The organism is Paracidovorax cattleyae (genome assembly GCF_900104515.1).
In the GTDB taxonomy this organism is placed as follows: Bacteria; Pseudomonadota; Gammaproteobacteria; order Burkholderiales; family Burkholderiaceae_C; genus Paracidovorax; species Paracidovorax cattleyae.
This window is the reverse complement of record NZ_FNJL01000005.1, coordinates 85962-104931: the sequence shown is the minus strand read 5'-3', so window position 1 is coordinate 104931 and position 18970 is coordinate 85962. Positions and strand designations below refer to the sequence as shown.

Annotated in this window: 13 protein-coding genes; 9 read left to right on the top strand and 4 right to left on the bottom strand. The window is 70.6% G+C overall.

Features of this window, described 5'->3' with window-relative positions:
• Positions 1-12 precede the first annotated feature (12 nt).
• Positions 13-996, top strand: coding sequence for a Bug family tripartite tricarboxylate transporter substrate binding protein (locus BLR05_RS05555; RefSeq protein WP_092832822.1), 984 nt, complete (start codon positions 13-15; stop codon positions 994-996).
• A gap of 36 nt (positions 997-1032) precedes the next feature.
• On the opposite strand, the gene BLR05_RS05550 is transcribed toward BLR05_RS05555, so the two are convergent.
• Positions 1033-1941 carry a LysR family transcriptional regulator gene (locus BLR05_RS05550; RefSeq protein WP_092832821.1) on the bottom strand — a complete coding sequence of 303 codons (909 nt, stop codon included), beginning with the start codon at positions 1939-1941 and terminating at the stop codon, positions 1033-1035.
• Positions 1942-2037: 96 nt separating this feature from the next.
• Here BLR05_RS05550 and BLR05_RS05545 point away from each other — a divergent pair, with 96 nt between their 5' ends.
• Positions 2038-3345: an MFS transporter gene (locus BLR05_RS05545; protein WP_092832820.1), complete on the top strand. Its 1308-nt coding sequence runs from the start codon at positions 2038-2040 to the stop codon at positions 3343-3345.
• Between the two features lie 170 nt (positions 3346-3515).
• Entirely contained in the window at positions 3516-4322 is an 807-nt protein-coding gene (locus BLR05_RS05540; RefSeq protein WP_092832819.1) for an SGNH/GDSL hydrolase family protein, read from the top strand.
• Between the two features lie 12 nt (positions 4323-4334).
• Here BLR05_RS05540 and BLR05_RS05535 read toward each other — a convergent pair whose 3' ends face one another.
• A complete protein-coding gene (locus BLR05_RS05535) occupies positions 4335-5516 on the bottom strand; it encodes an OpgC domain-containing protein (protein WP_092832818.1) in 1182 nt (393 codons plus the stop codon).
• 196 nt (positions 5517-5712) lie between these two features.
• On the opposite strand from BLR05_RS05535, the gene BLR05_RS05530 reads away from it, so the two are divergent.
• Positions 5713-11727, top strand: a complete 6015-nt coding sequence (locus tag BLR05_RS05530; RefSeq protein ID WP_092832817.1) for an Ig-like domain-containing alpha-2-macroglobulin family protein — start codon at positions 5713-5715, stop codon at positions 11725-11727.
• 49 nt (positions 11728-11776) lie between these two features.
• Here the strand turns inward: BLR05_RS05530 and BLR05_RS05525 are convergent, their stop codons facing one another.
• Positions 11777-12013 carry a DUF3079 domain-containing protein gene (locus BLR05_RS05525; RefSeq protein ID WP_092832816.1) on the bottom strand — a complete coding sequence of 79 codons (237 nt, stop codon included), beginning with the start codon at positions 12011-12013 and terminating at the stop codon, positions 11777-11779.
• Between the two features lie 174 nt (positions 12014-12187).
• On the opposite strand from BLR05_RS05525, the gene BLR05_RS05520 reads away from it, so the two are divergent.
• The 5 genes from BLR05_RS05520 (at position 12188) to BLR05_RS05500 (ending at position 18514) form a co-directional block, all read left to right on the top strand.
• Positions 12188-12682, top strand: a complete 495-nt coding sequence (locus tag BLR05_RS05520; protein WP_092832815.1) for a nuclear transport factor 2 family protein — start codon at positions 12188-12190, stop codon at positions 12680-12682.
• A 201-nt stretch (positions 12683-12883) separates the two neighbouring features.
• On the top strand, positions 12884-14668 hold the full coding sequence (locus BLR05_RS05515; RefSeq protein WP_092832814.1) for a methyl-accepting chemotaxis protein: 1785 nt from the start codon (positions 12884-12886) through the stop codon (positions 14666-14668).
• 89 nt (positions 14669-14757) lie between these two features.
• The gene (locus BLR05_RS05510) at positions 14758-15150 is read left to right on the top strand and encodes a YkvA family protein (RefSeq protein WP_092832813.1); all 393 of its coding nucleotides are present in this window, start codon (positions 14758-14760) and stop codon (positions 15148-15150) included.
• A 50-nt stretch (positions 15151-15200) separates the two neighbouring features.
• Complete coding sequence (gene pbpC / locus BLR05_RS05505; protein ID WP_208605984.1) at positions 15201-17555, top strand: penicillin-binding protein 1C; 2355 nt, start codon at positions 15201-15203, stop codon at positions 17553-17555.
• Positions 17556-17653: 98 nt separating this feature from the next.
• Positions 17654-18514, top strand: coding sequence for a DMT family transporter (locus tag BLR05_RS05500; RefSeq protein WP_092832811.1), 861 nt, complete (start codon positions 17654-17656; stop codon positions 18512-18514).
• Here the strand turns inward: BLR05_RS05500 and BLR05_RS26475 are convergent.
• A complete protein-coding gene (locus BLR05_RS26475) occupies positions 18511-18681 on the bottom strand; it encodes a hypothetical protein (RefSeq protein ID WP_167361201.1) in 171 nt (56 codons plus the stop codon). The genes BLR05_RS05500 and BLR05_RS26475 overlap by 4 nt on opposite strands.
• Between the last annotated feature and the right edge of the window lie 289 nt (positions 18682-18970).

The window sequence follows — 18970 nt, the reverse complement described above, 5'->3', positions numbered from 1 at the left end:
GAGCACCTTGCCATGACCCTGTCCCGCCGCCGCCTGCTCTCCCATGCCTCCCTTGCCGGCGCCGCGCTGGCGGCGGGCCTTCCCCTCGCGGCCGGTGCGCAGGCCGGCAAGACGCTGCGCATCCTGGTGGGCTTCCCCCCCGGCGGCGGTTCGGACGCGATCGCGCGGCTGCTGGCCGACAAGCTCAAGGACGTGCTCGGCGTGCCGGTGGTGGTGGAGAACCGGCCCGGCGCCGGCGGCCAGATCGCCGCGCAGGTGCTCAAGACGTCCCCGCTCGACGGCAGCACCGTCTTCCTCACGCACGACCACACCATCTCCATCCTGCCGCAGGTGGTCAAGCACCCGGGTTTCGATCCCGTGCACGACTTCATCGCCGTGGGCGGGGTGGCCACCTTCGTGAATGCGTTCGCGGTGTCCGGCGGCACGCCGGCCCGCAGTTTCGAGGAATACGTGGCCTGGGTGAAGTCGCAGGGCGGCAAGAGCGCGGTGGGCATTCCCGCGCCGGCCTCCACGCCCGAGTTCCTGGTGAAGCTGCTCGGCGAGCGCTACCGGCTCGACCTGGTGTCCGCTCCCTACCGGGGCAGTGCGCCGATGATGGGCGACATGCTGGGCAACCAGATCGCGGCGGGCGTCGGATCGGTGCCGGACTTCCTGGAGAACCACAAGGCCGGCAAGATCCGCATCGTGGCGGTGCTGGGCGACCGGCGGCAGGCCGCGCTGCCTGATGTACCCACCTTCGGCGAGCTGGGCCTGAAGGGTTTCGAGGAGCTTCCCTACTACGGCTTCTATGCGCCGGCCGGCATGCCCGCGAAGGGCGTGCAGCAGTTCTCGGAAGCCCTCGCCAAGGTGCTGGCCCGTGCCGACGTGCGGGAGCAACTGGTGGCCATGGGCCTGACGGTCACGCCGATGACCCCGCAGCAGCTTACGGCGCGCGAGCGTGCCTACACCCAGGCCTGGACGCGCATCATCCGCGAGAGCGGCTTCCAGCCGCAGTGAGCGAGGAGCGGGGCAGGGCGCCTGCGCCCGCGTGTCTCACTCCGGCTGCCCCGGCCCTGCCGCCACGCGCCGGGCGATGGCCGCGAACTGCAGGGCCTGCTCCGGCGGCCGCGCGGCACGGTGGGCCACGGCCAGGCCCACGCGCGGCGCGGGAGCGCGCAGCGGGCGGAAGGCCACGCCGCGCACGCTGAGCTGGCGCATGCAGGCAGGCACCAGCGAGACGCCCACTTCCGCCGCAACCAGCGACAGGATGGACGCGATCTGCGGCGCGGGCTGGCCCTGCGCGGGCTCGAAGCCGGCGGCGCGGCAGGCGTCCAGCACGGTGTCGTGCAGGCTGACGCCCACCGCGCGCGGGGTGAGGATGAACGGGTCGTCCCGCAAGGCCTGCAGTGCCAGTCCGCCGCGCCCGCGGGCGCAGGCATGGTCGGCAGGCAACGCGGCCACGAGCGGCTCGTCCACCAACGGCCGCACCGCGAGCGCGGACGGGTCGGAGAGGGAAGGGCGCAGCACGGCGGCATCGAGCCGCCCCTCCAGCAGTGCCGTGGCGAGCGCCACCGAATTCGCTTCCACCAGGCGCAGCTCCACCTGGGGGAAGGCATGGCGGAACGCCCGGATGCAGGCCGGAACCAGGGGGTTGAATGCCGCGGTGCCGGTAAAACCCAGCTGCAGTTGGCCGGTCTCGCCGCGGGCCGCCCGCCGGGCCGCCTGCAGCGCCTGGGCGGCCTGCGCCGGGAGGGGCTGCACCCTTTCCAGGAAGGCCCTGCCGGCTTCCGTCAGCTCGGCGCCATGGGGTACCCGGTGGAAGAGCGGGGCCCCGACCTCGGTTTCCAGGTCGCGGATCTGCAGGCTCAGCGGCGGCTGCCCGATCCCCAGGCGTGCCGCGGCCCGGGTGAAGTTGCCTTCCTCGGCCACGGCGAGAAAGTAGCGGATGTGTCGCAGTTCCATGTCGGCATTTATAGAACATATGGCTCCATGGGGTGTGATATATTGGACAGATGGAGTCGTGCGCCCTACATTGACCTGCGTCACCTTCCGCAGTCCATGGCCTCTTCCTCCGCCTTTCCCCCTTCGTCCTCCGGCAGCCCGGACGGCGCCGCCACTCCCCCGTCTCCTTCCACCCTGCAAGGCAGCGCCATCGATGCCGACTGGGTGCGGCGCGGCACCCCGGAGTACCGCCGCGCCGGCCTGGCGATGTTCCTGCTGGGCCTGGCCAGCTTTTCGCTGATCTATTCGGTGCAGCCCCTGCTGCCGGCGTTCGCGTCGGGTTTCGGCGTCAGCCCGGCGGAGAGCTCGCTCGCGCTGTCGCTCACCACGGGCTGGCTGGCCTTTGCCATCGTGCTGGCCGGCGCGTTCTCGCAGGCCCTCGGCCGCCGCGGGCTGATGTGCGCATCCATGGCGTTCGCGGCGCTGTTGCAGATCGGCGCGGCCCTCGCGCCCACGTGGCATGGCCTGCTCTTGGCCCGGGCGCTGGAAGGGCTGGTGCTGGGCGGTGTGCCCGCCGTGGCCATGGCATGGCTGGCCGAGGAGATCGAGCCCGCCGCCCTCGCGCGCACCATGGGCCTCTATGTGGGCGGCACAGCCTTCGGCGGCATGGTGGGCTGCGTGGGCATGGGGCTGGTCACCGAGTTCACCTCGTGGCGCCTGGCGCTCGGGGGGCTCGGCCTGCTGTGCCTGGCCGCGGCGGCAGGTTTCCTGCGGCTCCTGCCGCCGTCGCGCCGCTTCGTGCGCCGGCCCGGCATCAACGCGCGGTTCCATCTGCGTGCGTGGGCCGGGCACCTGCGCAATCCGGGGCTGTTGCGCATCTATGCCATCGGCTTCCTGCTCACCAGCGTCTTCGTCACCCTGTTCAACTACGCCACCTTCCGGGTGTCCGGAGCGCCCTACCACCTGGGCCAGACGCAGGCCAGCCTGATCTTCCTGGCCTTCGGTTTCGGCATCGTGTCCTCGTCGGTCGCCGGCGCCCTGGCCGACCGCTTCGGCCGCCACCGGCTGCTGGCCGCCGGGTTCGCCCTCATGCTGGCAGGCGTGGGCCTGACGCTGTTCGCGCCGCTGCCCGCCGTCGTGGCCGGCATTGCGCTGGTCACCACCGGTTTTTTCATCGGCCATGCCGTGGCGAGCGGCTCCGTGGGGCCGCAGGCGGGCGAAGCCAAGGGCCATGCGGCGTCGCTCTACCTGCTCTTCTATTACCTCGGCTCCAGCGTGACCGGATCCGTGGGCGGCTGGTTCTGGCAGCACGGCGGATGGCCGGCCGTGGCGGGGCTGACGGGTGGCATCGCGCTGGCCGGCCTGGGGGCTGCGGCGGCTCCGGGCAGGGCGGGAACGGCACGGGCGGCGGTGTTAGCCCACTGATGAGCCCCTGGCAGATCCCCTGGCCTGGCGGGCCGCTCAGCCGGCCGCACCGTGAAAATGGATCGGTAATTTGTAACGGATAAGGTTTAATTTGTAAAAATTGTGTTCCATGGGAATGCTGCGGCGGACAATCGATCACAAGTTGCTGTTTTTCTCGGAGTGACCCGTCCATGTCCCTGAGCCTTTTCCGCCGTTTCCGTCCTGGCCGCGTCGTCGCTGCCGCGCTGTGCGCAGTGCTTCTGCCGGCCGGTGCCGCCTGGGCCGCGCCCACGCCGGCACCTTCGGCAGCCGCCGCGCTCCCGACGCCTTACGCGCGCTGGCAGTCGAGCATGGACGCCTTCGCGGCCGCGGACAAGGCGGCCCAGCCCCAGGCGGGGGGCGTGCTGTTCGTGGGCAGCTCGACCATTCGCCTGTGGACGGATCTGCGCGAGGATTTCCGCCAGCTCCCCGTGGTCATCAACCGCGGGTTCGGCGGCTCGACCATGGCCGACTGCCAGTACTTCGTGAAAAACCTGGTATTGCAATACCGGCCCCGCCACGTGATGGTGTATGCGGGCGACAACGACCTGGCGGAAGGGCGCACGCCCGAGCAGGTGCTCGAGAGCTTCCAGTCCTTCGTGCGTTCGGTGCGCGAGGCACTGCCCGAGACGCGCATCAGCTACATCTCCATCAAGCCCAGCCCGCTGCGGCTGTCGCTGCTGCCGCGCATGCGCGAGGCCAACGACCTGCTGGCGCAGTACGTGCGCACGGTGCCCAACAGCGATTTCATCGACATCTTCAACCCCATGCTGGATGCCCAGGGCCTGCCGCGCACCGAACTGTTCGGAGCCGACCACCTGCACATGAACGATGCGGGCTACGACCTCTGGCGCACCATCATCGGCAGCTACGTGGGCGAAGGCGGCGTGCCGGCGAGCGGCGCCACGGCCGCCCAGCCGCGGACGGACGGACTCATCCGGGCCAGCGCACGGCCCTGAGTTTCCCCCAGGCTACAACGCCGGGGGCAGCGGCCTGCGCAGGCGCAGCAGCCTGCGGCGGGTGCCCGGCGCATCCTCGTCCGGGCCCTTGTCCCACCACAGGCTGACCCGCGCCACGGCGTGCAGGGCCGCGAAGCAGACGGCCAGCAGGGCGATGTCCTGCCACCAGGGCCGGTCGTAGCGTGCCCCCATCAGGCTGATGGCGAGCAGTACCACCACGAGGTGCGCGCAGAACACCGGCAATGAGGCCGCGCCCAGCGTTTCCAGCCAGCGGGGCCGGGGCATGCGCGCCGCCAGGGGCGGCCCGAACCGGATCGCCAGCACGAGCAGCGCGAACAGGTTGAGCACCCGCAGCGGTCCCAGCTGCCACTTGTCGAACAACAGGTTCCATTCGGGCAGGCCGTCGCCGAAGGGAACCTGCCCGATCGCGTGGCGCCAGCAGAACCCCACCACCGCGATGGCCGCCGCCGCCCCCACCGCCCAGCGCGGGAAGACGAAGGGCGGCGCTTCGGGATCGTTGCGCGATGCGCCCATCCACAGGCCCAGCACCCAGAGGAACTGCCATCCCCACATCGAGAAGGTGCCTGTCTCGTGGAAGGGGATGGGGTTGGGGACCACCGTGTCGATGGCGTCGTAGAACCATTTCGAGAGCCCGAACTGCGCCAGGAACCACAGCACGGTGCTCACGGCCAGCACCGGCGTCCAGCCGCGCCGCAACCCGACCGACATCACCCACGGACTCGCGAGCATGAAGAGGACGTAGATGGGCAGGATGTCCAGCAGGGGCGGCTCGTACACGAGCAGCAGCCCGCCCGCCAGCGCCTCGATCGGCTTGGCGAGGTAGAAGGTGATGAGGCCCTTGATGGCCGGTTCGTCCACCTGGATGCCGATGAAGGTGATCACGGTGAACAGGAAGAGCAGGGTGGCGGCCTGGCAGGCGTAGATCTTGGTGGCCCGGCGCAGGAAGGCCTGCCGCATGGCCGGAATGCCGCGGCGCGCGGCGGTGCGCCCGTACACCATGCCGGCCATGTACGCGGACAGCAGTACGAACCCTTCCGCCGCGGAGACGAAGCCGAAGGGCTGGCCGAGCGGCATCGTGAGCCGCGTGGGCAGATGGGTGACCGTCATGAGGACCAGCATGAGTCCCCGTACGGCATCGATCTCCCAGCGGCGGGAAGTGGACGTTTCGGGCATGGAGTGGAGGGCGCTTCGAGCGCTGCGCCATTGTGCGGGCATCCCGTAAACGGGTTGTGTAGGCCGTTTACAACTCAGGGGGCGGCAGTGTGCGCCGTTCCCCGGCGATGGGCTAACCTCCCGGAATTTGCCGCTCCGGCAGCCGCCGTTCGGGGGCCGCTGCATCCTCGGGGAGCGCGCCATTGCTCGCACATCCATGACAACAACGACGCATTTCGTCCGCGCGGCGCTGGCCGCCTTCCTGGGCCTGGCCTCGGCCGGGGCAGCGCAGGCCCTGTCCGTCTCCAGCTTTTCGCCGCAGGGCGAGGTCGCCCGCGTGCGGCAGGTGGTGGTGAAGTTCGACGCGGCTGCCGTGAATTTCGGCGATCCGAAGGCTCCCGCGCCGTTCTCCGTGGATTGCGGAGGCGATGCGTCCAGGGGCACGGGCCGCTGGACCGGCGAGCGCGAGTGGGTGTACGACTTCGCTGCGGACCTGCCGCCCGGCACGCGCTGCACGGCCACCGCCCGGCCCGGCTTCAAGTCCGCCAGTGGCGCGGCCCTGTCGGGCACGGTGCGCTACCAGTTCAATACCGGCGGCCCCTTCGTGCAGAGCGTGCGCCCCGGCACCTACCAGCCCATCGACGAGGAGCAGTTCTTCCTGCTGCAGCTGAGCGGCCCGGCCACCCTGGAGAGCGTGAAGGCCAACGTCTGGTGCGTGGCCGAGGACGTGGGCGAGCGCATTCCGGTGCGCCTCATCGAAGGCACCGAACGCGCCGCACTGCTGACTTCGCTGGGACTGGAGAGCGCGGCCAGGCAGGCGCCCCTGCGCTATGCGTCGCTGGCCTGCAACCGCCGGCTCACTTCGGGCTCCAAGGTGCAACTGGTGTACGGCCAGGGCGTGGCCACCCCCAGCGGCGTGCCCAACACCGTGGAGCGCCGCTACGGCTACACCGTGCGCGAGCCCTTCAGCGCCGATTTCGGTTGCGAGCGCGAGAATGCGCAGGCGGCCTGCCTGCCGATCCGGCCGATGCGCCTGTCGTTCAACGCGCCCGTGCCGCGCAGGCTCGCCGAGGCGATCCGGCTGAAATCGGACAAGGAAACCCTCAAGCCGCGACTGGACGGCGAAGGCGATGGCGACACGGTGGTCAACGGCGTGCAGTTCATGCCGCCTTTCGCGCCGCAGACCGCCATGCGGCTGGAGCTGCCCAAGGATTTCAAGGACGCTTCGGGCCGGCCGCTGCGCAATGCGGACAGCTTCCCGCTGTCCGTGTCCACCGGCCCGATGCCGCCGCTGGCCAAGTTCGCCGCCTCGCCGTTCGGCGTGGTGGAGCGTTTCGCGGAAGGGGCGAAAGGACCGGCGCTGCTGCCCGTCACCCTGCGCAATGTCGAGGCGGACCTGCGCGTGCAGGGCGTGGCGGCCGGTACCGTGCCCGGCGCTTCCGCACCCGCGGCCGCGCCGGCGCCCGCCGGCAAGGTGAGCACCTTCCAGCCCACCGCCGATGCAGACATCATCGCTTGGTACCGCCGGGTCCGCCGGTACGACGACTACCTGGTGACGCGCAGGGAGGCGAGCCGTGACGTGCGCGGCCCGCTGCCCCAGGTGCTGCAGGACGAGGGCAAGGACACGGTGCAGTCGCGCATGGTGTCGCTGCTCGGCGGCCAGCCCCGTGCCAAGGTGCTGGACCTGCCACGCCCGGCTGGCGGCGACCCCCGTCCGTTCGAGGTGGTCGGCATCCCGCTGCCGGCGGGCTTCCACGTGGTGGAGATCGCCTCCCCGATGCTGGGCCGCTCGCTGCTGGACGAACGACACGGTGCGGGGCGCACGATGTACGTGCGCACCTCCGCGCTGGTGACCAACCTGGGCGTGCACTTCAAGCTGGGGCGCGAGAATGCCGCCGCCTGGGTCACCACGCTCGACAAGGGGCAGGTGGTGCCGGGCGCGGTGGTGCGCGTGTCGGGCTGCGACGGCCGCGAACTGGCCACCGCGACGACCGATGCGCAGGGCATCGCGCGCTTCGACGGCCTGTCGCCCCAGCCGCCCTCGTGCCCGGGCCGCGACGGCCTGGAGGGCATGAATGCCTATTTCGTGAGCGCCCGTGCCCAGGACGCCGACGGCGTGCAGGACATGGCCTTCACCTGGAGCGACTGGCAGCGCGGCATCGAGCCATGGCGCTTCAACGTGCCCACGAGCAGCCAGCCCGAGCCGGACCAGATCGCGCACACGATCTTCGACCGCACCCTGCTGCGCGCAGGCGAGACGGTCTCGATGAAGCACATCCTGCGCACGCAGAACCGCCAGGGCTTCGGCCTGCCCGACAGCCAGCCGCACACGCTGGCCATCGCCCATGTGGGCAGCGGCCAGCAATTCACCCAGCCGCTGCAGTGGCGCCGCACGCCCACGGGGGGCCTGAGCGCCGAGAGCACCTTCGCGCTGCCGCCCGCTGCCAAGCTGGGCGTGTACAGCGTGGAACTGCGCGGCGACGACGACAGCCGCGGCCGCAGCTTCACCTCGGGCGAGTTCCGCGTGGAAGAGTTCCGCCTGCCCGTGCTGGAAGGCCGCATCGCGCCGTCCGACAAGAAGCCGCTGGTGCGCCCGCGTTCGGTGCCCACGGACGTGCAGGTGAACTATGTGTCCGGCGGCGGCGCAGCCAACCTGCCGGTGCGCGTGTCGGCACTGGTGCGCGGCAAGCCGCTGCAGTTCCCCGATTTCGACGCCTTCAGCTTCGAGCCGCCGCGCCGCAAGGGTGCGCAGCCCCAGGGCGGAAACAGCGGCGACGACGAGGAGCCCGCCTCTGCCGACGACGCGCGCGTGATCGCCGACAAGCTGGCCGTGACGCTCGACCGCAACGGCGCGGGCAAGGTGGCGATCGACAACATTCCCAATTCCCGCCGTGCCCAGGACCTGGTGCTGGAAGCCACGTATTCCGACCCCAACGGCGAGGTGCAGACCCTGCGCAGCACGCAGACGGTCTGGCCGGCCGCGGTGGTGGCCGGCATCAAGACCGAAGGCTGGGTGTCCGCCGCGCAGAAGATCCGCTTCCAGGCCCTGGCGCTCGGCCTGGACGGCAAGGTGCAGGAGGGCGTGCCCGTGCAGGTGCAGGCCGTGGCCCGCATCACCACCACGAGCCGCAAGCGCATGGTGGGCGGCTTCTACAGCTACGACAACAAGACCGAGACCAAGGACCTGGGAACGGTGTGCACCGGCAAGAGCGACAGCCGCGGACTGGTGCTGTGCGAGGCCAAGCTCGACGAGGCCGGCGAAGTGGAACTGGTGGCCACCGCGCGCGACAAGGACGGCAACCAGTCCGAGGCGGCCGCGTCGGTCTGGGTGACGCGGCAGGGCGAGTTGTGGTTCGGCGGCGAAGACCACGACCGCATCGACCTGCTGCCCGAGAAGAAAAGCTACCAGCCCGGGGAAACCGCCCGGCTGCAGGTGCGCATGCCTTTCCGCCAGGCCACGGCGCTGGTGAGCGTGGAGCGCGAGGGCCTCATCGACATGCGCGTGGTGCAGCTCAATGGCCAGGACCCGACGGTGCAGCTCAAGATCGAGGAAGGCTGGGGCCCGAACGTCTATGTGAGCGTGCTCGCGCTGCGCGGACGGCTGCGCGAGGTGCCCTGGTACAGCTTCTTCACCTGGGGCTTCAAGGCGCCGCGCGAGTGGTGGACCGCCTTCTGGTACGAGGGCAAGGAATACATCGCGCCCACGGCCATGGTGGATCTGTCCAAGCCCGCCTACCGGCTCGGGCTGGCCGAGATCAAGGTGGGCGCCAAGGCGCACCGCATCGAGGTGAAGGTAACGGCCGACAAGGAGAGCTACCCGGTGCGCGGCAAGGCGCAGGTCACCATCGCCGCCACGCTGCCCGACGGCAAGCCCGCGGCGAACGCCGAGGTGGCCGTGGCCGCCGTGGACCAGGCCCTGCTGGAGCTGATGCCCAACACCAGCTGGAACCTGCTGGACGCGATGCTGCAGCGGCGCGCCTGGGGCGTGGAGACCTCCACCGCGCAGATGGAGATCATCGGACGGCGCCACTACGGCAAGAAGGCCGTGCCGGCGGGCGGCGGGGGAGGGCGGGCGCAGACGCGCGAGCTGCTCGACACCCTGCTGCTCTGGCAGCCCGCGGTGCGCCTGGACGCCAACGGACGCGCGCAGGTCACGGTGCCGCTGAACGACGCCCTCACCACCTTCAAGATCGTCGCGGTGGCGGATGCGGGCACCGGCCAGTTCGGTACCGGCTCCACCAGCATCCGGGCCACGCAGGACCTGCAGGTCATCAGCGGCCTGCCGCCGCTGGTGCGCGAGGACGACCAGTTCCGCGCCCAGTTCACGCTGCGCAACACCACCAAGGCGGCCATGAAGGTGGAGGTCGCACCGCGCTCCACGCTGCTCGCGCTGGACAAGCAGACGGTGGACATCCCGGCCGGCGAATCCCGCGAAGTGGCCTGGAACGTGACCGCGCCCGCCCAGCTCACCCGCACGCGGGCCGAGGCGATCCTCTGGGAGATCGAGGCGCGTGACACCACGCCCGGCGCCGGCGGCGCGCGCGATGCGCTCAAGGCCACGCAGCGGCTCGTGCCGGCCGTGCCGCTGACGGTGCAGCAGGCCACCCTCGTGCAGGTGGACGGCAGCTTCGGCATCGACGTGAAGCCGCCTGCTGACGCCATCCCCGGCCGGGGAGGGCTGAAGATGTCGGTGCAACCCAAGCTCGCCGAGGGCCTGCCGGGCGTGCGCGACTGGTTCGCCAACTACCCGTTCCTCTGCCTGGAGCAGAAGACCAGCAAGGCCGTGGGCCTGCGCGACGGCAGGATGTGGCAGACCGTGGTGGGGCAGCTGCCCACCTACCTGGACGGCGACGGCCTGGCCAGCTACTTCCCGCCGCAGGCCGGCAGCGGCAACCGCGGCAGCGACACGCTCACTGCCTACCTGCTCGCGGCCACGCACGAGGCCTCGTCCATCGATCCGGCCTTCGCACTGGCTCCGGAAGTGCGCGCGCCGATGGAGCGCGGCCTGATCGCCTTCGTGGAAGGGCGCATCCAGCGCGACTTCTGGAGCCCGCGCAAGGACCTGGACATGCGCAAGCTCACCGCGATCGAGGCGCTGTCGCGCTACGGCAAGGCCACTGGCCGCATGCTCTCGTCCATCACCGTGGCACCCAACCAGTGGCCCACGCACAGCGTGATCGACTGGCTGAACGTGCTGCGCCGCGTGACCGATGCACCGCAGCGCGAGCAGCGCATGGCAGAGGCCACCCAGATACTCAAGTCCCGCCTGTCCTACCAGGGCACCAAGCTGATCTTCAGCTCGGAACAGGACGACTACTGGTGGTGGCTCATGCAGAACGGCGATGTGAACACGGCGCGGCTCATGCTGGCCGTGATGGACGATCCGGCCTGGAAGGACGACATGGGGCGCCTGGCCAACGGATTCATCGCGCGGCAGCAGGGCGGGGCCTGGCATACCACCACGGCCAACCTCTGGGGCGGCCTGGCGCTGGAGAAATTCAGCGCGAAGTTCGAAGCCACGCCGGTCACCGGGTCCACCCGCGCCACGATGGGCCGCAATACCGCCAGCGTGGACTGGAGCAAGGTCGGCCGCGTCTCCACCGCCGATGCCACCGGCGCTGCGCACCAGACGACCTGGTTCGGTGCACCCGCATCGCCCGGCAACCTGACCAACAACGGCATGTTCCTGCCCTGGAGCGCCTCGGGCGGCAAGGAGACGCTCACGGTGACCCAGCAAGGCACCGGCAAGCCCTGGCTCACGCTGCAGTCGGTGGCTGCGGTCCAGCTCAAGGAGCCGTTCTCCGCCGGCTACACCGTCAAGAAGACCATCACGCCGGTGGAGCAGGCGGTGGCGGGCCGGTACACCCGCGGTGATGTGCTGCGCGTGAAACTCGAGGTGACCTCCACCGCCGACATGACCTGGGTGGTGCTTACCGACCCGGTGCCCGGCGGCGCCACCATCCTGGGCAACGGCCTGGGCCGCGACTCCGAGATTGCGACGCAGGGGGAGAAGCGTGGCAGCGGCTGGATGGCCTACGAGGAACGCAGCTTCGAGGCCTGGCGCGGCTACTACGAGTACGTGTCCAAGGGGGCGCTCACGGCCGAGTACACCGTGCGGCTGAACAACGTCGGGGAGTTCGCGCTCCCGCCGACACGGGTGGAGGCGATGTATGCGCCCGAGATGTTCGGAGAAACTCCCAACCCCCGCATGAAGGTGGAAGACGCGCGCTGACGGGCACAGGGTGCGCATGGCCGAGAGGCCGGCGCACCGGCATCCGCCGCTATCTGCGGATCTCGGAGGTCCGCTGTGGTGCCTGTCCGCCGTCCGGCGTGGATCCGCCGGACGGCAGCACCGCCGCCGGCGACCATGCAAGCCAATCCTCTCCGAACAGCTCCGCTGGATGGGGGGAGCGCTCGGATCCGTTGCCGCAGGCGAGCGCGGCGGCGGGGCAGTAGCGGTCGCAGCCCCAGCAGATGCGCTCCGGGTGGGCGGGGCGTTCGGGAAATTTCCGGGTCATGGTCGATGCAGGTGTTGCCTGGGGCCGGCAACAAACAGTCTGCGCCGGCGGCAGGGCGGCGTCTTGCGCCGGGTCAAGGCCGACACACCTGCTGACATCGCTTGCAGATGCCATCTTTCCGTCAGGGGGAACGTACCGGTATAACCCGGCCGTTGCAACCCGACAGGAAATGAGATGACCTGGAAACTGCTGTTCTCCCGCGCCGTGCTGGCCTGTGCTGCCGCCGCATGCCTTTCGGCCCATGCCCAGGTGCCTGTGGCCGAAGAACCCAACCATGACAAATTGCTCTGGTCCCACAACCCGGTGCTCGCATACAACAAGCGGCTGGTGTACGACTTCTGGCGGGAAGTGTTCGAGTCCGGCCAGGTGGAACTGGCCGACCGCTACATGAAGGAAGACTATATCCAGCACAACCCGCTCGTGGCCACGGGCCGCGAGCCTTTCAAGCAGTTCCTGGCGCAGGTCACGCCACGCTCGCCCATCCAGCCGAGGGTGAGGGCCCCGCTGGTGCGCATCCTCGCGGAGGGCGACATGGTCACCATGGTGTTCGCCCGCCGCCTGCCTGATCCGCAAAACGCGGAGCAGACCTATACGACCACCTGGTTCGACATGTTCCGCATCCAGGACGGGCAGATTGCCGAACACTGGGATGCGGCCACGAAGAACTGAGGAGGGAGCATCGGCGCACGCCCGCTGTACGTCCGAACGCGACAGTGAGGTACGCCGAATGCCTACAAATCGCATTAATTTGTAACTTTAGTATCGCGATTGTGCTCCCATGACGGATGTTGGCCACGGATGTCGCGTGGCGAGGGCCGGGGGCCGGCCCTTCCCCATGGCGCGGCGTTCCTGCACGAAAGCGGTACTCCCATGAACATTTCACACTGGCCCCTGGGCCGACGGCTTGCGCTGGCATTCGGCGGCGTCATCGCAATCTTCCTGGTGGTGATCGGCGTGGCCATCCAGAGCCAGAACCACGTCAAGACGGCCACCAGCATGAACATCCACACCTACAAGGTGCTGGAGGAGGCCCAGCGGATGCTGCTGGGCGTGGTGGACATGGAAACCGGCGCCCGGGGCTACCTGCTGTCGGGCAGCACCGCCTTCCTCGGCCCGTGGAGCCAGGGGCGCGAGACCTTCGACTCCGCCTGGCAATCGCTGCGCACGCTCACCGCGGACAATCCGGAGCAGCAGAAGCGGCTCGACGTGCTGCGTGCCCGCCAGGCGGACTTCACCGCGGTGATGCAGTCGCTGCAGGACATGCGCCGCGACGTGGATGCCGGCAAGGTCCCGATGGAAGCTTTTGTGGGCGAATTCGGCAAGGCACGCGACAAGGCCGCGATGGACGGTTTCCGCGCCTTGCAGACCGAGTTCTCCAAGGCCGAACGCGACCTGCTCGAAGTGCGCCAGGCCGAGGCGGAAGACGCCCGTGCCACGGCCCTGGAGGTGGAGGTCGGCGGGACCACGCTGGCCGTGGTCGTGGCCGTGCTGCTCAGCCTGTGGGTGACCCGCTCCATCACCCGCCCTCTCGCCAGGGCCGTGGACGTGGCCCGGGCCGTCGCCGCGGGCGACCTGACCCAGCGCATCGAGATCCATGCACGGGACGAGGTAGGCCTGCTGCTGGAGAGCCTGCGCGACATGAACACCGCGCTCGCCACCGTCGTCTCCCGCGTGCGCCAGGGCAGCGAATCCGTCGCCTCCGCCAGCATGCAGATCGCGCAGGGCAATTCCGACCTGTCGTCGCGCACGGAAAGCCAGGCCAGCGCGCTGGAGGAAACTGCCGCCTCCATGGAGGAACTGGGCTCTACGGTGGCGCAGAACGCGGACAACGCGCGGCAGGCCAACCAGCTGGCGCAGGCCTCGAGCGGCGTGGCGGAGCAGGGCGGCGCCGTGGTGGCGCAGGTCGTGGACACCATGAAGGGCATCTCGGAAAGTTCGCGGCGCATCTCCGACATCATCAACGTCATCGACGGCATCGCCTTCCAGACCAACATCCTGGCCCTGAATGCGGCCGTGGAGGCCGCGCGTGCCGGCGAGCAGGGCCGCGGCTTCGCGGTGGTGGCGGGCGAGGTGCGCAGCCTCGCGCAGCGCAGCGCCGGCGCGGCCAAGGAAATCAAGGAACTCATCACCGCCAGCGTGGAGCGGGTGGAAAGCGGCGCGCAGCTGGCCGACCGGGCCGGCAGCACCATGACGGAGGTGGTCGGCAGCATCCGCCGCGTGACCGACATCATGGGCGAGATCAGCGCGGCGAGCAGCGAGCAGAGCGCGGGCGTCGCACAGGTGGGCGAGGCCGTCACCCAGATGGACCAGACCACGCAGCAGAACGCTGCACTGGTCGAGGAGATGGCGGCCGCGGCCTCCAGCCTCCGTTCCCAGGCGCAGGATCTGGTGCAGGCCGTCAGCGTGTTCCGGCTGGCGTCGGACGGCCCGCAGGCGGTGGTGGCCGCGGTGCCTTCCGTGACGGCGGCGCCCGCGGTGCCCGCCCCGGCAGCGGCCCGGCCCTCCGCGCCTGCCCGCAAGCCGTCACCGGCGAAGGTGCGCGCGCCCGCCCGTACACCCGCGCTGCGGCCTGCCGCTGCCGCCGCCGCAGCGGGCCTCATGGCGGCCCCCGCCATGGCGGTCCAGGGAGCGCCAGGCGACTGGGAGTCGTTCTGACCGGATCCGCGGCGGCAGCCCGCCGCTGCGCCAGAATCGGGGCCTTCCAGCCCTTGCACCGCCGCGGCAGCCCCCGTGGCGGTTTTTCCATGCCTGTCCTCGCCTCCCTGCGCCAGTGGGCGCGCCGCCTGAAGACGGAAACACTGAACGTGTATTTCGCCGCGTGCGATCCCCGGACGCCCCGGTCCGTGCGGCTCCTCGCGCTCTGCGTGGCGGCGTACCCCCTGAGCCCGATCGATCGCATCCCGAATTTCATCCCGGTGCTCGGCTATCTGGACGGCGTCATCCTGGGACCCCCCGGCATCGCCCTGGTGGTGCGGTTGCTGCCCCCGGACGTGCTCGAAAGTGCGCGCCGGTGCGCCGGACCGGCGGTGCAACGGCCCCTGAGCGCGGCCATGGCGATCGTATTCGTGCCCATCTGGATCGCGGGCGCGGCATGGCTCGGGGCCTGGGCACGGCGGCGGCGGGGCAGCGCCGCATGAAGCGCGTTCCGCCGGTGGGCGGCGTCCCTGGTGATAGGCTGCACGCCTTCATGTCGGGCCGCGTTCTTTCGTCTTCCCCGGTCAGCCGTCTTGCATGCCTGCGCAGCGCTTTAGCCGCCGTGCCGCTGTGCCTCGCGCTCTGGGCGCCACTGTCCGCAAGCGCCTTGCCGGCCTACGCGGAAGTGCGCGCGGACTACCGCTCGTCCGAAACCCTGGTGCTCTCGCGCGAAGGCGAAGTGCTGCAGCGGCTGCGGACCGACGCCACCGTGCGGCGCGGCCAGTGGACGGGACTGGACGACATATCGCCCGCGCTGCGGGAGGCGCTGGTGCTCAGCGAGGACCGGCGTTTCTACGGGCACAGCGGCGTGGACTGGCGCGCCGTGTCGGCCGCTGCCTGGGGCAATCTGTGGAACCAGCGCACGCGCGGCGCTTCCACCCTGACCATGCAGCTCGCCGGCCTGCTGGACGGCGACTGGCGGCAGGGACCCGGCGGCCGGTCGGTGGCCCAGAAGCTCGGGCAGAGCGTGGCCGCGCAGGTGCTGGAGCGGCGCTGGCGCAAGGACCAGATCCTGGAGGCCTACCTCAACCTCGTGCCGTTCCGGGGCGAGCTGGTGGGTATCGATGCGCTGTCCCGCACGCTGTTCGGCAAGGCGCCGCATGGGCTGGACGACCGCGAGGCAGCGGTCGCCGCGGCGCTGGTGCGGGCCCCGAACGCCCGGCCCGCCGTCGTGGCGCAGCGTGCCTGCGGCGTGCTGCGCGCCATGGCTGCGACCCCTGCGGGCGGCGGCGGGCGTGCGGGGCCGGCCGCCGACTGCGAGGCGCTGGACCTGTTCACCACGGCCGCGCTGCAGCGCCGGGACTACGCGGCCAGCGAAGGCCTGGCGCCGCATTTCGCGCGCCAGCTGCTCGCCCGCACGGACGGGCCGGTTCCGTCTTCCGTGGTCTCCAGCCTCAGCGCGCCCCTGCAGCGCGTGGCCGTGCAGTCGCTGCACCAGCATCTGCGCGAGCTGCACGGCCGCAACGTGGAAGACGGTGCCGTCGTCGTGCTCGACAACGCCACTGGCGAGGTGCTGGCATGGGTCGGATCGTCCGGCCTGCTGAGCCAGGCGGGCGAGGTGGACGGGGTGCTGGCCGCGCGCCAGCCGGGCTCCACGCTCAAGCCTTTCCTCTACGCCCAGGCGATCGCGCAGCGCCGCATCACCGCCGCATCGCTGATCGAGGATTCGCCCGCCTACATACCCACCGCGTCGGGGCTCTATATCCCGCAGAACTATGACCGGCAGTTCAAGGGCTGGGTGTCCGTGCGCACCGCCCTGGCCGCCTCGCTCAACGTGCCGGCGGTGCGGACCATCGCCATGGTCACCCCGGATGCGTTCTTCCGCCAGTTGCTGGCGCTGGGCCTGCCCTTGCGGGAGACGGGCGACTACTACGGCTACAGCCTTGCGCTGGGCAGCGCCGAGATGCCGCTGCTCCACCTGGCCAATGCCTACCGCGCGCTCGCCAACGGCGGGCGGACCGGTCCCGTCGTGTTCCGTCCTGCCCCTGCAGGTGGCCGGCGCACGGGCTCCAGACCGGCCCCGGCCGCTGCGGCGGCAGCGCCAGCGATCGATCCGCGCGCGGCGTTCATTGTGGGCGACATCCTCTCTGACGGCAATGCGCGTGCGCGCACTTTCGGCACCGACAGCGTGCTGGCCACGCGGTTCTGGACCGCCGTGAAGACCGGCACCAGCAAGGACATGCGCGATAACTGGGCAGTGGGGTGGTCACAGCGCTACACGGTGGGTGTCTGGGTGGGCAATGCCGGCGGCGCGCCCATGCATGATGTGAGCGGCACCAGTGGCGCGGCGCCCGTGTGGGCCGAAATCATGGGCTGGCTGCACGGGCGGGGCGTGCGCAGCCGCGCGCCCGAGCCCCCGGCCGGGCTGGTCCGCGCCGCCGTGCGCTTCGGCCCCGAGCCGGGCGGCACGCGCCTGCTGGAGAGCGCGCGCCAGGAGTGGTTCCTCGCCGGCACCCAGCAGCCCCTGTTCGTGGTGGACGCGGGCCCCCGCGCCATACCGCGGGGGCGCGAAGCGCCGGAGGCGGCGGCGGGCGAGGGCGGTGCGTTGGACGGACTGCAGGCCCCGCAGCCGCGCATCGTGTCGCCGGCACCGGGCACCATCGTGGCGCTGGATCCCGACATCCCTCCTGCCCATCAGCGGCTGCAGTTCGCGGCGGCGGGTGGCGCAGCGCCCGGGGGCCTGCGCTGGCGCATCGACGGCAGGGTGCAGGGCCGGGGGACGGAATGGGCCTGGATGCCCTGGCCCGGACGCCACCGGGTGGAGCTGGTGGATGCGGTAGGGCAGGTGGTGGACGAGATCCGCATCGAGGTACGGGGGGCTGGCGTGGTGAAAGGGCCTCGGCCCTGAAATGAGTCCCTGCGGCGGTGGCCCGCGCGTGGCCAGGCTGCCGCGCCCGGCCGGCCCCGGTTCCAGGGATACTGCTTTCCCTTGAGGAAGGAACCGGCATGCATGCCATCGCTCCGCTGCTTTTCGTCGTGATCTGGTCCACGGGCTTTCTGGTGGGGCGGGGGGTGTCCGCGCATGCCGATCCGTTCTGGTTCCTGGCCGTGCGCTTCGTGGGCGTGGCCGTGCTGTTCGGTACCGCGGCTTCGTGGGCGCGTGTCGAATGGCCGCGCGGGCCGCGCCGCATCGCCCTGCATCTCGCCGCGGGGGCGCTCATGAACGGCCTCTACATAGGGCCCAGTTGGTGGGCCATGTCGCGCGGTCTGCCGGCCGGGGTGATGGCACTCATCGGTGCGCTGCAGCCGTTGTTCACCGCCCTCATCGCCGTGGCCGTGCTGCGGCGCCGGCTCGGGCCGTCCACCTGGGCGGGGCTGGCGCTGGGTTTCGGCGGCGTGGCCATGGTGCTGTGGCCGCGGCTATCGGCCAGTGCCGGGATGGCCGCGCTCCCGCTGCCGGTGCTGCTGGCCGCTGCGGGCAGCATCCTCGCGCTCACCGTGGGGTCCATGGTGCAGAAGTCGCCCCTGGCCGCCGGCGATCTGCGCAGCGCCAGCGCCGTGCAGAACCTGGGCTCCATCGCGGTGCTGGTCCTGATGGCGATGTGCCTGGGCGAGGCGCGCTGGGACGGATCGCCGCTGCTCTGGGGCTATCTCGCCTATTCGGTGCTAGTGCTGTCGATCGGCGGTGCCACGCTGCTGATCTGGCTGATGCGCCATGGCGAGGCCACGCGCACGGCGGCGCTGGTGCTCGCGGTGCCGCCGCTCTCCGCCCTGCAGGCATGGGCCATCTTCGGCGAGACGCTCACGGCCCTGCAGGTGGTGGGATTCGCCGTGGCCATCGGGGGCGTGGCGCTGGCGCGGCGCTAGGGGCTGCCCGGGCGCCAGGGGTTGTCGTGGCAGTTCCAGGCGATTTCCGTCGTGAGGCCCTGGCCCAGCACGCCGGCCTGGGCCCGGGATGCCGGCGCGACCGCGAAGACCGTCAGCGCGGCCAGAGTGATGGAGAGCAGCTTTTTCGGAAGACGGGTGCTTCGCATTTTCGTTATGACCTCGAGTGATGGAAGAAGGCGCGCAAAAAGCCCGGCGGAATCACTCCATGCTTCTCACAGGATTGAATCCATGGGGTCGCGGCACCCGAGTCCTGGCGCGATGCGAAGGTCCTTCTATGGCCGCGGAGCGCCGGCCATGCGGCGCACTGGCCGCGATACCTGGAAAAAGGTTCAACCCCGTGCAAAAAACTTCAGCGCCCGCCGGGCGGAGCGCCGGTACGATGCCCTCTGCATCCGCATCCCGGTGGCCGGCAGCCGCCATGCGGCAGAACAACAA

What these genes read in the sequence shown, in the direction of transcription:
- BLR05_RS05555 (WP_092832822.1), top strand. Translation starts at nt 13, where the DNA reads ATGACCCTGTCCCGCCGCCGCCTGCTCTCCCATGCCTCCCTTGCCGGC.
- BLR05_RS05550 (WP_092832821.1), bottom strand. Translation starts at nt 1,941, where the DNA reads ATGGAACTGCGACACATCCGCTACTTTCTCGCCGTGGCCGAGGAAGGC.
- BLR05_RS05545 (WP_092832820.1), top strand. Translation starts at nt 2,038, where the DNA reads ATGGCCTCTTCCTCCGCCTTTCCCCCTTCGTCCTCCGGCAGCCCGGAC.
- BLR05_RS05540 (WP_092832819.1), top strand. Translation starts at nt 3,516, where the DNA reads ATGTCCCTGAGCCTTTTCCGCCGTTTCCGTCCTGGCCGCGTCGTCGCT.
- BLR05_RS05535 (WP_092832818.1), bottom strand. Translation starts at nt 5,516, where the DNA reads ATGCCCGAAACGTCCACTTCCCGCCGCTGGGAGATCGATGCCGTACGG.
- BLR05_RS05530 (WP_092832817.1), top strand. Translation starts at nt 5,713, where the DNA reads ATGACAACAACGACGCATTTCGTCCGCGCGGCGCTGGCCGCCTTCCTG.
- BLR05_RS05525 (WP_092832816.1), bottom strand. Translation starts at nt 12,013, where the DNA reads ATGACCCGGAAATTTCCCGAACGCCCCGCCCACCCGGAGCGCATCTGC.
- BLR05_RS05520 (WP_092832815.1), top strand. Translation starts at nt 12,188, where the DNA reads ATGACCTGGAAACTGCTGTTCTCCCGCGCCGTGCTGGCCTGTGCTGCC.
- BLR05_RS05515 (WP_092832814.1), top strand. Translation starts at nt 12,884, where the DNA reads ATGAACATTTCACACTGGCCCCTGGGCCGACGGCTTGCGCTGGCATTC.
- BLR05_RS05510 (WP_092832813.1), top strand. Translation starts at nt 14,758, where the DNA reads ATGCCTGTCCTCGCCTCCCTGCGCCAGTGGGCGCGCCGCCTGAAGACG.
- pbpC (WP_208605984.1), top strand. Translation starts at nt 15,201, where the DNA reads ATGTCGGGCCGCGTTCTTTCGTCTTCCCCGGTCAGCCGTCTTGCATGC.
- BLR05_RS05500 (WP_092832811.1), top strand. Translation starts at nt 17,654, where the DNA reads ATGCATGCCATCGCTCCGCTGCTTTTCGTCGTGATCTGGTCCACGGGC.
- BLR05_RS26475 (WP_167361201.1), bottom strand. Translation starts at nt 18,681, where the DNA reads ATGCGAAGCACCCGTCTTCCGAAAAAGCTGCTCTCCATCACTCTGGCC.